The 14,390-nt window shown below is 64.4% G+C and carries 12 protein-coding genes and 1 tRNA gene; 10 read left to right on the forward strand and 3 right to left on the reverse strand.

The window, feature by feature from the left end:
• Positions 1-10: 10 nt before the first annotated feature.
• Positions 11-1,567 carry an FhaA domain-containing protein gene (locus AWC14_RS02950; protein WP_057003367.1) on the reverse strand — a complete coding sequence of 519 codons (1,557 nt, stop codon included), beginning with the start codon at positions 1,565-1,567 and terminating at the stop codon, positions 11-13.
• A gap of 235 nt (positions 1,568-1,802) precedes the next feature.
• On the opposite strand from AWC14_RS02950, the gene AWC14_RS02955 reads away from it, so the two are divergent.
• The 4 genes from AWC14_RS02955 (at position 1,803) to AWC14_RS02970 (ending at position 6,316) form a co-directional block, all read left to right on the forward strand.
• Positions 1,803-1,888 (forward strand) — tRNA-Leu (locus tag AWC14_RS02955).
• 263 nt (positions 1,889-2,151) lie between these two features.
• Complete coding sequence (locus AWC14_RS02960) at positions 2,152-3,018, forward strand: hypothetical protein (RefSeq protein WP_249026299.1); 867 nt, start codon at positions 2,152-2,154, stop codon at positions 3,016-3,018.
• 251 nt (positions 3,019-3,269) lie between these two features.
• Complete coding sequence (locus AWC14_RS02965) at positions 3,270-5,069, forward strand: serine/threonine-protein kinase (protein ID WP_045379964.1); 1,800 nt, start codon at positions 3,270-3,272, stop codon at positions 5,067-5,069.
• 203 nt (positions 5,070-5,272) lie between these two features.
• Entirely contained in the window at positions 5,273-6,316 is a 1,044-nt protein-coding gene (locus AWC14_RS02970; RefSeq protein WP_428838934.1) for an MPT63 family protein, read from the forward strand.
• Between the two features lie 118 nt (positions 6,317-6,434).
• Here AWC14_RS02970 and AWC14_RS02975 read toward each other — a convergent pair whose 3' ends face one another.
• Positions 6,435-6,725, reverse strand: coding sequence for a WhiB family transcriptional regulator (locus AWC14_RS02975; protein ID WP_081968174.1), 291 nt, complete (start codon positions 6,723-6,725; stop codon positions 6,435-6,437).
• Positions 6,726-7,243: 518 nt separating this feature from the next.
• Between AWC14_RS02975 and espM the strand changes: the two genes are divergently transcribed.
• Complete coding sequence (gene espM / locus AWC14_RS02980; RefSeq protein WP_045379961.1) at positions 7,244-8,332, forward strand: ESX-1 type VII secretion system transcriptional regulator EspM; 1,089 nt, start codon at positions 7,244-7,246, stop codon at positions 8,330-8,332.
• Positions 8,333-8,340: 8 nt separating this feature from the next.
• Here the strand turns inward: espM and AWC14_RS27950 are convergent, their stop codons facing one another.
• On the reverse strand, positions 8,341-9,021 hold the full coding sequence (locus AWC14_RS27950; protein ID WP_142281533.1) for a hypothetical protein: 681 nt from the start codon (positions 9,019-9,021) through the stop codon (positions 8,341-8,343).
• Between the two features lie 287 nt (positions 9,022-9,308).
• Here AWC14_RS27950 and AWC14_RS27955 point away from each other — a divergent pair, with 287 nt between their 5' ends.
• The 5 genes from AWC14_RS27955 to eccA all read left to right on the forward strand — a co-directional run bounded on the left by AWC14_RS27955 (position 9,309) and on the right by eccA (position 14,388).
• Positions 9,309-10,850: an EspA/EspE family type VII secretion system effector gene (locus AWC14_RS27955; RefSeq protein ID WP_142281534.1), complete on the forward strand. Its 1,542-nt coding sequence runs from the start codon at positions 9,309-9,311 to the stop codon at positions 10,848-10,850.
• A 98-nt stretch (positions 10,851-10,948) separates the two neighbouring features.
• Entirely contained in the window at positions 10,949-11,266 is a 318-nt protein-coding gene (locus AWC14_RS02995; protein WP_045379952.1) for an ESX-1 secretion-associated protein, read from the forward strand.
• Between the two features lie 3 nt (positions 11,267-11,269).
• Entirely contained in the window at positions 11,270-12,112 is an 843-nt protein-coding gene (locus tag AWC14_RS03000; RefSeq protein ID WP_045379949.1) for an ESX secretion-associated protein EspG, read from the forward strand.
• Between the two features lie 19 nt (positions 12,113-12,131).
• Entirely contained in the window at positions 12,132-12,674 is a 543-nt protein-coding gene (locus tag AWC14_RS03005; RefSeq protein ID WP_045379946.1) for a hypothetical protein, read from the forward strand.
• Positions 12,667-14,388 carry a type VII secretion AAA-ATPase EccA gene (eccA, locus tag AWC14_RS03010; RefSeq protein ID WP_045379988.1) on the forward strand — a complete coding sequence of 574 codons (1,722 nt, stop codon included), beginning with the start codon at positions 12,667-12,669 and terminating at the stop codon, positions 14,386-14,388. The genes AWC14_RS03005 and eccA overlap by 8 nt, the downstream gene beginning before the upstream one ends.
• The last annotated feature ends 2 nt before the right edge of the window (positions 14,389-14,390 follow it).

Consider the following 14,390-nt stretch of genomic DNA (forward strand, 5'->3'; position numbering starts at 1 on the left):
GGCTGTGAGCTCAGTGAATATGGACGATGATCTCCGAGTGGCCCAGCCGGATCACGTCGCCGTCGGCAAGCTGCCATTCCTGCACGGGCGCGTTGTTGACGGTGGTGCCGTTGGTGGAGTTGAGGTCGGAAAGTAGCGCGACCTGTCCGTCCCAGCGGATTTCCAGGTGCCGGCGCGACACCCCGGTGTCGGGCAGCCGGAACTGTGCGTCCTGCCCGCGACCGATAATGTTGGCGCCCTCGCGCAGCTGGTAGGTCCGCCCGCTGCCGTCGTCAAGCTGCAACGTGACGGTGGTGCCGGTGGACCCGTAAGCACCCTGGCCGTAGGCGCCGTAGCCGCCGGCGCCCGCCTGGCCGTAGTCGTAGTCGCGGCCCGCGGGCTCGGCGTAACCTCCGGCGGCCGGGGCGTAGCCGCCACCGGCCGGACCGGCGTCCGGGTAGCGGCCGTAATCGGGTTGGCCGTAGTCCTGGCGCCCGTAACCCGGGGCGCCTTGGTAGCCCTGGTCGTAACCGCCCTGGTCCGGATACGGCGCGCGCTGGTCGGGCTGCGCGTAGCCGCCCTCGTCGGGGCGAGCCGGCCCGCGCCCGTAGTCGCCGTAATCGCCGTAACCCTGGCCGGCGGGTGGGCCGCCGTAGCCGCCTTGCCGATAGCCCGCGTCATAACCCTGGGCGCCGTAGCCACCGGCCGGGCGCTGCTCGTACGGCTGATAGCCACCGCCCTGCTCCGGGTAGCCGCCCTGCTCGGGGTAGCCACCCTGCTCCGGATAGCCCCGCTGATCGGGGTAGCCGCCTTGGTCCTGGTAACCGCGCTGGTCCGGGTAACCGCCCTGCTCGGGGTAGCCGCGATGCTCTTGGTAGCCGCGCTGGTCTGGATAACCGCCTTGGTCGGGGTAGCCGCCCTGCTCGGGGTAGCCGCTCTGGTCCGGCTGCCTGGGCGGATAACCGTGCTGGTCCGGATAACCACCAGACTCCGCTGGATACGGGCCCCGCGGATCCTGGCCGCCCCGGGGCTCGTCGGGGCCTCGCCCGTAGGGCTCGTCGTAGTAGTCATCACCGGGCCGCCCCTGCCCCTGGCCGCCGCGATAGCTCGAATTCTCAGTCATCGGTGGTACTCCTGGTTCTGCGCTGAACGCATGATCTGATTGTGGCGGGGCGAAATCAATGGCGGTCGGGTGGGGCTCCACGTCGGGGTTGACAGCGCCGCGGGCGCGGAACTGCCCGGTGTGCAGGTTCGACGACTGCTCGAACCGGACGACCACATCACCATACGTTTGCCACCCCTGTTCGCCGATATATGCCGCCAAGTGCTTAGCGAAAGCGTTGGAAGTGAGAGCCGGGTCGGTGCCCACTTTCTGGTAGTCGTGCATACCGAGGGTAATGATGTATTCGTTCGGAGCCAAAAGGTGATTACCCTGCAGCGGCCGAATACCGTCGGCCGCTTCCCGGCGCAGCATGGCCTCAAGCTCTTGCGGGACGATCGAGCCGCCGAACATGCGGGCAAACGCATCGCCGACGGAGGCTTCGAGTTTGCGCTCGATGCGTTGAACTAGCCCCTTCTGGCTGCTCATGTCAAGCGCTGCCTCACTCGTTTTCCTGCCTCGCCGCTGCAGGGCGGACGACCTCCCTCGCGTCGCATCACCCGTGTCCTTCCCAAATGGTATCGGGCCAGCGCAGCTCAGCGGCACCTTCAGAACTCTGAGAATCGCATCTCAGCAGCTCACGCCGATCGGACCATGCCCGTTCGGGGCACTGGCGCGATTGGGGAAGCCAACTATTACAGTGGTAATCTCCACCGGTTGTTTAGGGCGAGTGGCGGAATGGCAGACGCGCTGGCTTCAGGTGCCAGTGTCCTTCGGGACGTGGGGGTTCAAGTCCCCCTTCGCCCACCATCGTGACGAGGCCGGTCGTCGCGACCGAGGTGTCGCTGGATCGAATGTAAACGGCGCCAACGACTTCCAGAAAGCGGGCATGACGCCGCCACCAATCCGCTAGCCAGTTAAGCCGCTCCGACCGAGCGAAATCGCCCCCACCCTTGTATATGAGGACGCCCGCGGTATCAGATCCCGACTAGGGCTAATCGGCCGAATCATTATGATGCTCGCTTACGAGCACGGTGGGGGGCCGATTCGAGTGCCAGCGGAAGGTGGAGTCAGTGGGGTGGATTAGCGACCGATGGCATGACCTGAGCGACTTCGGGTCCACCGCCTGGCTGGGCCTTGCGCTGTGGGTGATTGTCGTCGTCGCTCTGGTCGCGCTGGTCTACGTGCGCTACCACCTGGTCCGGATGCGCAAGTTGAGTTTCGAAGACCATCGGCCGCAGGTCAGCATGTTCATGGAGCCGCACGCCGCGGACTGGCATCTGGTGGAGCTGGTCGTCAGGAACTTCGGTCAGCGGACGGCCTATGACGTCCGGTTCCAATTCAACAATCCGCCCACCGTTGCGGAGTACGAGAACGCCTACGAGGGCATGGTCGACATCACCGAATTGCATCTGCCGGAGGAGCTGCCGGAGTTGGCTCCCGGACAGGAATGGCGCACGGTGTGGGATTCCGCCCTGGATCGTCATCAACTCGGCGGTGCTATTGCTTCGCGCTTCACCGGAACGGTCACCTACTACGACAGTCCCGCGCCGCAAGGCCGGTGGAGCAATTTCAAGGCGCGGCGACGCAAGCCGATCGAAACCAAGGTGGTGCTCGATTGGAGCACGCTGCCGCCGGTGCAGCGGATCGAATTGATGACGACGCACGATTTGGCCAAGCGGGAGAAGCAAAAGCTGGAGTTATTGCGGTGCCTGCTGACCTACTTCCAGGTCGCCAGTCAGGAAACCCGGCCGGAAGACGTGCGTAGCGAGATCGACCGGATCAAGCACGCGACGCAGGAAATTCGGAACCGGTGGCGCAGCAGGCAGCTCGAAGAACCGACCGACGTCAGGATGCGCCGGCCGCACTCCGGGCGCCCGCCGATCCGTGACGGGGAACCGGAGCCCGAGCCCAGCCGACGTCGTAACGAGTTGACATAGCCGTCAGCCGACGTCAAGGTGAGCCCGGCTGAATGACTCCCGTAGAATTTATCTGCCTGACTGGCGACGACTTGACGTGCTAACTAAGAGCCGAGTAGCCCCCTCGGGGCGGCTGCTACGGTAACCGTGTGACCAAAGTGCCGAGGAATTACCGTCATAGCTGACGCACCCTGGCGTCGCGGTCGGTGGGTCTGCCGGAAGATCGTCTCGCCGCTGCCGGTGGGGTCGTGGGTTGACTTAAGGAGTCGGCGATGAGCGACACCGCGCAGGGTTCGCGCGTGGGGTCACAATTTGGGCGCTATCGCCTCACGCGCCTGCTCGGGCGTGGCGGGATGGGCGAGGTCTACGAGGCCGAGGACACGGTAAAAGAACGCGTCGTCGCGCTCAAGGTGCTCTCGCCGGCGCTGTGTCAGGATCCGGTGTTCCGGGAACGACTGCAACGCGAAGCGCGAACCGCGGGCCGCTTGCAGGAACCACACGTGGTGCCTGTCCACGACTACGGCGAGATCGACGGACAGCTGTATCTCGATATGCGGCTGATTCAGGGCACCGACTTGGCCACGTTATTGAAAGAGTCCGGCGCATTGACTCCACCGCGCGCGGTGGCAATTGTGCGCCAGGCTGCTTCGGCATTGGATGCTGCGCATGCGGCCGGGGTGATACACCGCGATATCAAGCCGGAAAATATTCTGGTCACCCGCGACGATTTCGCGTATCTGGTCGATTTCGGTATCGCAAGCGCCACCACCGACGAGAGGTTGACCCAGGCGGGCAGCGCGGTGGGCACGTGGAAATACGCGGCGCCCGAGCGTTTCACAAATGCCGAAGTGACCCACAGCGTCGATGTTTATGCGTTGGCTTGCGTGCTTCACGAGTGCTTGACCGGCTCGCCGCCATATCGCGCCGACAGTGCGGGAATGCTGATTACCGCGCACTTGATGGAACCCATTCCGCACCCGAGTCAACTGCACCCGGGTATCCCAAGTGCATTCGACAAGGTGATTTCTCGCGGGATGGCCAAAGACCCCAAGGACCGTTATGCCAGCGCCGGCGAACTGGCGCAGGCAGCACTCGAGGCGCTCAGCGCCCGAGATCAGGACCGTGCGGGCGACATCATCGAACGCAGCGAGGAAGCCACTCTCCCCGACCTCGAAGCCCGTCCGCTTCCGACGCCTCCCCCACCTCCGCCGCCGGCCACTCCGCCTCCGCCGCCGGGTCCCTCGGTTCGTCAGGCGAGCACGGAGGCGCCGCCGCGCCCGACACCACCGCCACAGCCCGCCGGTCCCGGATGGGGTGGCGGCGGCGGTACGGGCCCAGTCCACGCGGCCCCCACCCCCGGCGAAGCACCACGCTCTGCGCCCTCGTTCACTCCCACTGGGAGTAGCTGGCCTGGCCAATTCGGTGCTCCCCCAATAGGAATCCCCCCGGGCCGACCGGCACCCCGTAAGCCCCGCAAACAGAACCGTCGGCTTCCCCTGGTCGCGGCCGCGGTGGCCGTGATCGCCATCGGCGGCTTGATCTGGCTGCTGCTGCCCTCAAACTCCTCACCCGGTCCGTCGCCCACCAACGAGCCGACGTCCAGCCCCACCGCTGCACCAGCACCCTCGATCTCCACACCGCCGCCCGCCGAGTCCCAAGCTCGGTTGTTCGGCATGCTGCCGCCGGGCTACCCGCCCGACGTCTGCAAACCGATTACTCCGCCAAAAGGTGCGTTCGCGAAGGTGTCATGCGGCAGAAATATCGATCCCGACGGGCCGCCGTCGGCGACTTACGCGCTATTTCCGGATAAGGCGACGGCGCGGGCTGCCTTCGACAGAATCGTCAAGACTTCCGCTCCGGTCGATTGCCCGGGCCGAATACAATCGCCGGGCCCGTGGCACCGAAACGCCACACCGGATCAAGTCAGCGGCATGCTGCTCTGCGCGATGCAACAGGGCTACCCGGTGGTGGTGTGGACCAATGACGACGCACAGGTAGTCAGCGTCGTCCAAGGCGAACCGCAGGGGCCGACGCTCGAGCAGCTATATATGTGGTGGAGCACCCATTCATGACACCTGCCGCCTGCCGTTAAATGCGGCAGCCGCATACATGCGTCATGCGATGCAGTGGGGAGGGTGGTAGAACAGGGGTGTTAATTACCGCTCGCGACATCTAGGCTCCACAGAATCGGCATAATGTGCCGGTGTTGGCAGCGATCCGTCGCAGCGAAGCCGCCACCGAAAGACGATTGAAGAAGAAAAAGGAGTGAGCCATCTTGAAGATCAGAACAACCGCAATGGCAGCAGCAGCTGCCGCCGCCGCTGGTGCGATCGGCATCGCGGGTGCATCGTTCGCTTCGGCCGATGAGGGTGCGGCTACCACCAGCCAGAGCTTGGGCAGCCAGGCGAAGATCGTCAACGGCACCAACGTGCAAGGCTGGACCGTCACCGATCTGAAGCAGAGCTCGGACACCATCCCCTATCAGCCGCACGGCACGCTGTGGGAAGCCACCGCCACCGATGAGGCCATCCAGGGCGGGGCCACGCCGATCGTGTCGAACTTCAATGCGGTGTCGCCCAGCGGCCAGACGTACCGCGTCCTGTACCAGGTCGCCACTCCGCAGGGCGTCAACCCTGCCGGCCTTGCCCAGGGCCAAAAGACCAGCGGCAAGATCTATTTCGACGTGACCGGCGACAACCCGAACTCGATCGTTTACACGGACGGCGGCGGCAACCAGCTCGCATCGTGGGTGCAGTCGTCGCAGCCGCAAGGCCGAACAGGCGGCGGACGGGCGACCTCGTCTCCGGCCGGCAACTCCAACTCGCCTGCGCAGACCGGGACGCCTGGCACGGCGACTCCCGCCGGCAACCCCGCCGCGCCCGCCGCCACCGGTAGCCAGGGGACGCCGATCCCCGCCGGCAGCCAGGGAACGCCGCCGGCCGCTGGCGGCGCCGCCACCACCCCGGCCGTCAGCCCCACGGCTCCCGGGGCCGCCGGTACCCCGGCAGCGCCTGCAGGACCCGCAGCTCCTGCTCCCGGCGCGGCCGGTAGCCCGGCAGCCCCAGCTCAGGGAGCGGCAGGTGCGCCGGCAGCTCCGGCGCCGGCCAACAGCCCCGAGGCGCCGGCCACGTCCGGTAGCCCGGAGACGGCGCCCGGTGGTCAGCCGGCTGGCAGCCAAGGCACGCCCACCTCGGCAGGCACCCAAGAGGCGCCCGGTACTGCTGGCAGCCCCGACACGACGGCCGGCAGCCCAGCGTCACCGACACCTGGGGCAAGCCAGGCGACCCCGGCGGGTAGCCAGGGCGGGTCAGGACGTTAACGGCTAAGCGCTTCCTGACCCCAGACAGAATCCGACCCCTGCGGTTATCCGCAGGGGTCGGTTTCATATGCGACGCCTCGCTGCCACCCCCTCGTTTGGCGGCGGGGCGTCGACTTGGTTATGCGGGGACCGGGCAGGCCTTGCGGTCCCTCACCGGGTAACCGTTGCGCTCCGCCAGTGAGCGCAACTGGCGCAGTGCAAACGTTCGTGCCCGGCCCGTTTCGGGAACCACCACTCCGGCCCAAAGACCTTCGACTCCAGGTAGTTCGCAGGCTTCGCGAGCGCACAGCCAGCGACGCGGGCAAGACCGGCAAATCATCTTGGCCTCGTCGTCGGCGATCGTCGTCCAACGCTCCGGGTCTCGCGTGCACGCACCCAGCGGTAGTTCGTAGAGAGCTGTTGCGGTCATGTGTCCCGTTCCTTCGGTAAGTGCCGCGGTTTAGCGGCCGATGGTTCAGAAGCGTATAGCACAAACCGTAGCAGTGCAACAGTTAGCGCTACATTCTCTGAAGCGCCTGCCGCAACACTTTACGAACTGCATCCCGAACGTCACGTCTGGCCTGGGGTCCCGTTCTCCCAGACCGGGCAGCGCAAGACTGCCGGGTGTCGCCGTAACGGTGCCGACAGCGTCACACCAGGTCACTTGGCAGATAAGGCGGGCGCAGACGGCCTCGGAAGGCCGCGGCAGTGTGTTCGCGCAGGCAGCATTGGCCGGCACGCCACCGATGCCTACTCTTTGCGATGTCGCGCGCCGGTTTTGTGAGCTAAGCCGTAGCGCTGTGACGGTTTTGCAATCTGCTGCACTTGTTATCGGGAGAAGCGGGGCAACGGACAAACGTAGCTGTGGCCATAGCGCAGAGCGGGGTGCAACGGCTACCATCGAAGCGGCGGCCAAAGCCCACCGAATCCCGAGGAAACCCCCGCAAAATGACCAACGTCGAGCCGACTGCCGACTCAACTTTGTTGATCGTGCAGGACGGCGAGAAATCCCATGCGATCGAGGCCGGTCGCGGGGTTGCGACGATCGGTAGGAACCCCGAAGACCGGGTGCAGATCAACGATCCGCGGGTTGCGCTCAAGGTCGAGTCGATCGACGGGCAGTGGCGGGTCGTCGACAGCAGTCCTTACGGGATGTTCGTCGACGGGTTGCGGACGAGCTCGGTGGCCGTCAAGGGTCGGACAACTGTGCGTCTGGGCGATCCGACTCAAGGCAGGCCGCTGACGTTCGACGTCGTCGAGCCGAATAAACCCGATGACCAGCAGCGCTCCAGCGAGCCCGAAGACCTCGACGTCACCGGAACGTGGCAGATCGATGATCTGGACCCCGGGGTGGTCCGCGCCGGGGCGGCGGCCGCGGCACGTCGTCGCGAGCTCGACATCAGTCAGCGCAGCCTTGCTGCCGATGGGGTCATCAACGCCGGGGCGCTCATCGCTTTCGAAAAGGGTCGTAGCTGGCCGCGGGAGCGCACCCGGGCCAAGCTCGAGGAGGTGTTGCGCTGGCCGCCGGGCGCCATTGCGCGCATCCGGGAGGGCGGGCCCGTCCCCGGTGAAGAGGTCACCGAGATTCTGTCCGGCGACGACCAGGTGCCCTTGATCGCGCAGGCCGTCATTGCCGCGGTAGACAGCTGCAGCCTGGCGATCTCGGCCCTGCCGCCGGTGCAGGATCCGGAGTTCACCCCCGGAGTGACCTCGATCCTGGCGGACTTGCGCAGGCTCGAGGCCGTTGCCGTTCGGGCAACGCAAATCGGGAAAGTCACTCCCCCGTTGATCAAGGCGCTCAGCACGGTGCGTCACCACTACGACCAGCTGATGATGCTGGGTGCGACGGCGCCGGGCGCGACGCTCGGGCAGCGGCTGTATGCAGCACGTCGGCGGGCGAACCTGTCGATATCGGAGACCGCGCAGGCCGCCGGCGTAACGGACGACATGATCGTCCGCGCCGAAACCGAGGAAGCGCTGCCCGCCGCGACCGCCGATGCGCTCGAATCGCTCATCGCCCAGATCAGCTGGCGTTGAGCGCAGGCTCACACAATTTGGGTGGCGAAAGCGGCCGCGCACATCGGCATCAGGGTCGCCAACACGACCGCATTGGGAACCGTCGTATCCAGCCCGGTGACTAGGCGCGTCTTCCGCTTCTCCCCCGACTGCGCCCATACCCGGACCTGCCCGTGGTTCTTACCCGGAGACAGATTATTGAAGGCAGCGTTAACCTCGACGTGGTAAAAATCGGACCATGAGTATGTTCGGGCGCGAAAGACCTTTCCGCGGAAGCCTGAATTGGACAGCGTAATAAAACAACCGCCGTCGTCGATTGTATACTCCACGCCCCCTCGCAGGGACGCGAGAACACGCTGAGAGACTCGCGGTTCGATAAACCGACGAGAGATGTCGGCCAAGCCTCTCCAGGCTACCTCGTTTTCTGGCACGTCTCTCGCCGCCGGATTGTCCAAGGTGAGAGCGTAATCTTTTCCACAAGTATCTTTTACAGAAAACCCTCGGTAGATCCACATTCCGCTGCCATAATTATTGGCCGGACCAGGTACACCGATTATTGTTCTGTTCCAGTAGGCAACTTCGGTAATATCGCTCAACGCTATCCACTGCCCTTGAAGCATTAGGTGGTCGCTGGTAAGGGATATCAACCAGCGGTGACCATCCCAGAAACTGGTGACGTATTGACCGTCAGAACCTGGATACCACGGCATGACCGATACCTTCTCACAACTTCGCTCTGTGCGCAGCGACCGCCATCGCAGCTGCTGCCCTTGGCTGCGTGCAGCTATGCCACGGTGCGGAGCGCACCATGCGCCGGAGTGAACATCCGTGGGCCTGGCGCCCTTATCCGCGTGGCTAGCAGGCACTTTGGCCAACACTGCTGCCGTAGTTTTTCGGAGGAGAGCGATATACCGGCGGGTCCTCGACCACGAAATTCATGCGCTGAGGACCACCGGAACGCTGTTACGCTGTGATCCGACGAAGGGAGCTGCCCGGTATGGGTGATGGTCCGAATGAAGACGCAGGCCTGCAGAAGTTCTATGACTTATTAGGGGTGCCTGAAAAGTTCTCAGAACTGCTGGATGCAGGCGGCGGCGGCGCTTTTCGAAAAAGCGGCAAGGCCCTCAATAACCTTAACGACGGTTGGAAAGCACTGGATCATCTGTCGGGCGCGCTGGACGGTAATCCGAAGGACATCGTAGACCTCTTCGGCGACCTTGGAAGTGGCGTCGGTAAAGGTTTGAAACTAAAGAGTCTTCCGGACACGCTAAAGACTACCGGCAGGATGATCGAGGCTGCTGGGAAGAAAGCAGGGATCGAGGGTCTGGAGCAGTTTGGGAAGCAGCTATTCTCTAAGGCGGGCTCAAAGTGGGTAAGCGGGCTAGCAGGCGCAGAGACCCCAATTATCGACGCCGCTTTGTTAGCCCTTACCTTGATGAGCTTACAGCTGGGCTTTGGAGATCCGGATTCGGGTGACCGTTTTGGTAACGGTTCGACGCAATTCCAGCAGGTTTACGAATTGTTGGACTCTGCCTTCCCAAACGGCTGGGCAGGCGCGGGGTCGCAAGCCTATACCAAACAGAACACCAAACAACAAGGTCGCGCTGAAATCATGGCCCACGCCGATAACATGATGCACGGGATTGTGCAGGAAGAGGCGCGCCAACTCACGGAGACCCAAACATACATAGACGTCGCATCGGACTTCCTAATGGCCTGCATTCCAGCAGCCATCGCGTTGTATGCCGTACCTGTGGTCGGCCCAGAGATGTCGTTGGCATTCCAGGCCGGAGCTGTCGCTGGCGCAATGCCACTGCCGACTGCGCGAATGGCCCAGATGGTCTTTCAAGCGATGCAGAACGCGGCGCAAGTCCAGCAAGCGATCGGCAAGTACAACGAAGTCGCCTCCACCGCGCACTCCACCGGCGCGCCGTCTGCTTTCTGCCCGTCGCCGGGAACTCCGGGCAGCCCGAGTGGGACTGGCACGTCCGGTACACCCGGCGGTCCCGGCAAATCGGGTTCGCCAACTGGGCCCGGCAGGTCGGGATCGCCAAGTGGTCCTACTAAGCCAAGTTCACCGAGCGGGCCTGGTCAGTCCGACGCGCCCAGCACACCGGGAACGCCCAGCGCTCCGACCGCGCCTGGCGCCCCCACAATGCCTCCTGCTCCGAGCGGACCCACCGCGCCCAGCATGCCGAGCCAGCCTCCCACGCCCACCGCACCCAGCACGCCCGCGTCGCCGGGGACGCCGTCCACGCGAAACGTCCCGTGGGTGACCACTACACCGAGCGGCGGCGCGACCCCGGTAGCGACGGCATTCAGCGCGCAGACAGGCGGAGGCGGGCTGGCAAGCACTACCCCGCCAGCGCAACCGGTTACGCCTGGGGCTGGGCCGGCACCCAGTGTCCCGAAACCCCCTGGGCCGCAGATGGTTCCGGGTGCAAGACCCGACCCGAGCAAGCTGCCGCCGATAGGGCGGGCGCCCGTTAGCCACGAGATCGAGACCGATACCGATCAGGTGAAGGAGCGGGCGACCTAAGGTTGGATCCGGTCAATCCATCGATACCGCAGGCCACCGGGTCGGCGCAGTTGTAAATAAGGCAGTGCAAACAAAGAGTAGGAAGCCGGGGTCTATCCATGACCGACCCATTACAAGTCACAACGGAAGAACTACACGAGCTGTCGAGCAAACAGCGACAAGCCGCGTCCCAAGTGGGAGCAGCATCCGCTGCCGCCCAAGGCGTCAGCAGCTCGATGGCGGTAAACCACGGGGTCATCTGCGCGGGCACTACCGCAGCGGTAATGATGGCCGAACAGACGCGAAATGCCGCGAGCGCGGGCATGCAAGCGGTGTCGACCGACCTCGCGGAGAAGCTGAACATGGCGGCAACCAACTACCAGTGCACCGACCAACAAGAGGCCGGCAAGCTCGACGGACAGATGCACCCGAGGTAAGCGATGACGAGTCCCTATACAACCGACCACACGGCTGCCAACATCGACGACGTCGTCGGGGTGGAGGTGACCATCGACGGCATGCTGGTGATCGCCGACCGCCTGAACTTGGTGGATTTCCCCATCTCATTGGCCATCCGGCCCAACATCCCCCAATTGGAGCTGCGGGACCTGGTTTGGGACCAAGTGCGACGTGATCTCACCGATCAGGGAGTCCTTGACCTCTACGGCACGCCGCATCCGGCCGTGGCCGCCATGGTCGACACGCTCAGCCGGGCGGACCGGACGCTGGAGGCGCGGTGGTTCCGCCGTGATTTCGAGGGCGGCAAGATGATCCGCTTCGTCGTCTGCCGCAAAGGCGAGCGCCATGTTGTCGCTGCCCGCGACGGGGACATGCTGGTCCTCCAATGGGTGGCGCCGCAGGTTGGCCTGGCCGGCATGGTGAATACCGTGCTGGGACCCGCCGAGCCCGCCGACGTGGAGCCGCTCACCGGCGTCGCCAGCAAGCTTGCCGAGTGCACGACACCCACCCAGATCGCGCAGTACGGCGTCGCTCCCTCCTCGGCCCGCATTTACGCTGACATCATCGCCAACCCGACGAGTTGGGTCGAAATCACCGCAACTGAACGCCACCCAGGTGGCACGACCACAACAACCGACGTCGCAGCCGGTGTCGCGGACTCGCAGAAGGGCAGGTTGGTGTCGATTCCGCGCCGCGTCAACGGCGAGCTCTACGGCAGTTTTCTACCCGGGACAAATGAGAACCTCCAGCGCGCGCTGGAGGGGTTGGTGGGATTCTTGCCATCGGGTAGTTGGTTCGACCGCGCCGACGCGGAGTACTCATAGCAACGGTTGGGAAGGAAGCATGGTGGATGGCGTTCCGCCATACGATCTAGAGGGCGACGACGACGATCACGATGATCTGTCCGCCCTGGATTTCTCCGTCGCCGATGACGACGCCGAGCAGTCCGTGCTAGATGTGTTCGACGAGTATGTCCCGAGCGGGGAGGCGGGGGATACTGACAGCGAATTGGACGCCTTCGGCACCCCCGAAGAGGAGGCCGAAGAGCTTCAATCGCCGCTGTTCACTGTGACCAACCCGCCCGGGACGGTGACAGTGACGGCGTACATGGATGGGCGCGTGCAGCGGATTGATCTGACGGCGAAAGTGACGACTATGACCGAATCGCATCTCGCTGAAGAGATACGCGTCATCGCGGACCTGGCCAGGCAAAAGGCGCGGTCCGCGCAGTACGCGTTCATCTCTGAAGCGATGCGTGATCTCGGGCAAGACAACGCGGCCACACGCGACTTCCTGACCCGAGACCTGAACCTGCCGACGCCCGAGGAAGCAACGGCAGCGACGGCGCAGGTCTTTGCGACACGATATGCAGGTGACCATGACTGATCATTTGGCCAATATGTTCGCCAGCGCCGTGAGCATGCTGCCCATGTCGCCAGCGCGATCCATGGAGCTGTTCACGGAGATCACGAACTACGACGAGTCCGCCTGCGATGCCTGGATCGGTCGGATCAAATGCGGCGACACCGACCGTGTGACGATGTTTCGGGCCTGGTACTCGCGGATGAATTTCGGGCGCCTTGCCGGGGCTGCAGAGATTTCCATGAACGCCCTCAACGCCAGAGTTCCGATCGGCGGGTTGTACGGCGATATCACCTACCCGATCACCTCTCCCCTGGCGATCACTCTGGGCTTTGCTGTCAGCGAAGCATCCGCCGGCAGCTATGCCGACGCGATGGACGCCTTGGAGAGCGCGCCGGCCGCGGGTGCAGAGTTCCTCGTTTCGTGGGTCAAAGCGGTGGTCTACGGCGCAGCGGAACGTTGGACCGATGTGATCGACGAGGTGAGAGGATCATCCACCTGGACGGACAGCTTCTTGGCTGCTGCTGCCAGCGTTGCTCACGGGGTTGCAGCAGCGAACCTGGGTCTGTTCAGCGAGGCTGAGCGTCGGCTCACGGAGACGCACGATTCGCCCGCAGGTCAAGCATGTGGACGCGCGATCGCCTGGTATCTGGCGATGGTTCGGCGCGGCCAAGGCAACGAAGAAGGCGCGGTACCGCTGCTGGAATGGCTGCAGGCCAACTACCCGGAGCCCAAAGTGGCTGCGGCACTGCGAGATCCGGGCTACCGGCTGGTGCCTACCAGCGCCGAAAAGATCGCGGCCCGCAAAGATCCGTGGGATCCGTCCAGTGTTGTCGCCGACACCTCGGGGCAGGAGAAGCTCCTCGCCGAGGCCCAGGCCGAATTGGACCGTCAGATCGGATTGGGCCGGGTCAAAGAGCAGATCGAAAGATACCGGGCAGCAACCCAAATGGCGAAGGTGCGCGCCGCCAAGGGCATGAAGGTCGCCCAGGCGAGCAAGCACATGATCTTCGCCGGACCACCCGGCACGGGCAAGACGACGATAGCCCGGGTGGTGGCCAATATCTTGGCCGGACTCGGGGTCATCGCGGAACCCAAACTCGTCGAGACGTCGCGCAAGGACTTCGTGGCCGAATACGAAGGCCAGTCGGCAGTCAAGACCGCCAAGACGATCGATCGCGCGGTCGGCGGTGTGCTGTTCATCGACGAGGCCTACACACTGGTCCAGGAACGAGACGGCCGCGCCGACCCGTTCGGCACAGAGGCCCTTGACACTCTGCTGGCCCGCATGGAAAACGACCGGGACCGCCTCGTGGTGATCATCGCGGGCTACAGTTCCGACATCGACCGGCTGTTGGAAGCCAACGACGGGCTGCGGTCACGCTTCGCAACCCGGATCGAATTCGACTCCTACTCACCAGAGGAGATCCTCGAGATTGCGAAAGTGATTGCGACAGCCAACGACTCGACGCTGAGCATCGATGCTGCCGAAAAGCTTCTGGAGGCGGCGAAAGTGCTGAGTCAGCGTTCGCTCGGTGATAAGCCGGCGCTCGACGTGGCGGGTAACGGCCGCTACGCCCGGCAACTGGTGGAGTCAGCCGAGCAGTTCCGCGATATGCGACTGGCGCAGGCCATCAACATCGACGACCTGGACGTCGACCGCCTGCGTGAGATCAACGGGCAAGACATGGCGGAGGCCATCGCCGCCGTGCATCGACGGCTCAATATCGGCGAGTGAGA

The sequence above is a fragment of the Mycobacterium kyorinense genome (genome assembly GCF_002101735.1).
In the GTDB taxonomy this organism is placed as follows: Bacteria; Actinomycetota; Actinomycetes; order Mycobacteriales; family Mycobacteriaceae; genus Mycobacterium; species Mycobacterium kyorinense.

Excerpts from the sequence above, each read along its gene's own strand:
- AWC14_RS02950 (WP_057003367.1), bottom strand. The coding sequence starts at position 1,567 with ATGAGCAGCCAGAAGGGGCTAGTTCAACGCATCGAGCGCAAACTCGAA.
- AWC14_RS03005 (WP_045379946.1), top strand. The coding sequence starts at position 12,132 with ATGGTGGATGGCGTTCCGCCATACGATCTAGAGGGCGACGACGACGAT.
- espM (WP_045379961.1), top strand. The coding sequence starts at position 7,244 with ATGACCAACGTCGAGCCGACTGCCGACTCAACTTTGTTGATCGTGCAG.
- AWC14_RS02975 (WP_081968174.1), bottom strand. The coding sequence starts at position 6,725 with ATGACCGCAACAGCTCTCTACGAACTACCGCTGGGTGCGTGCACGCGA.
- eccA (WP_045379988.1), top strand. The coding sequence starts at position 12,667 with ATGACTGATCATTTGGCCAATATGTTCGCCAGCGCCGTGAGCATGCTG.
- AWC14_RS02965 (WP_045379964.1), top strand. The coding sequence starts at position 3,270 with ATGAGCGACACCGCGCAGGGTTCGCGCGTGGGGTCACAATTTGGGCGC.
- AWC14_RS03000 (WP_045379949.1), top strand. The coding sequence starts at position 11,270 with ATGACGAGTCCCTATACAACCGACCACACGGCTGCCAACATCGACGAC.
- AWC14_RS02995 (WP_045379952.1), top strand. The coding sequence starts at position 10,949 with ATGACCGACCCATTACAAGTCACAACGGAAGAACTACACGAGCTGTCG.
- AWC14_RS27955 (WP_142281534.1), top strand. The coding sequence starts at position 9,309 with ATGGGTGATGGTCCGAATGAAGACGCAGGCCTGCAGAAGTTCTATGAC.
- AWC14_RS27950 (WP_142281533.1), bottom strand. The coding sequence starts at position 9,021 with ATGCCGTGGTATCCAGGTTCTGACGGTCAATACGTCACCAGTTTCTGG.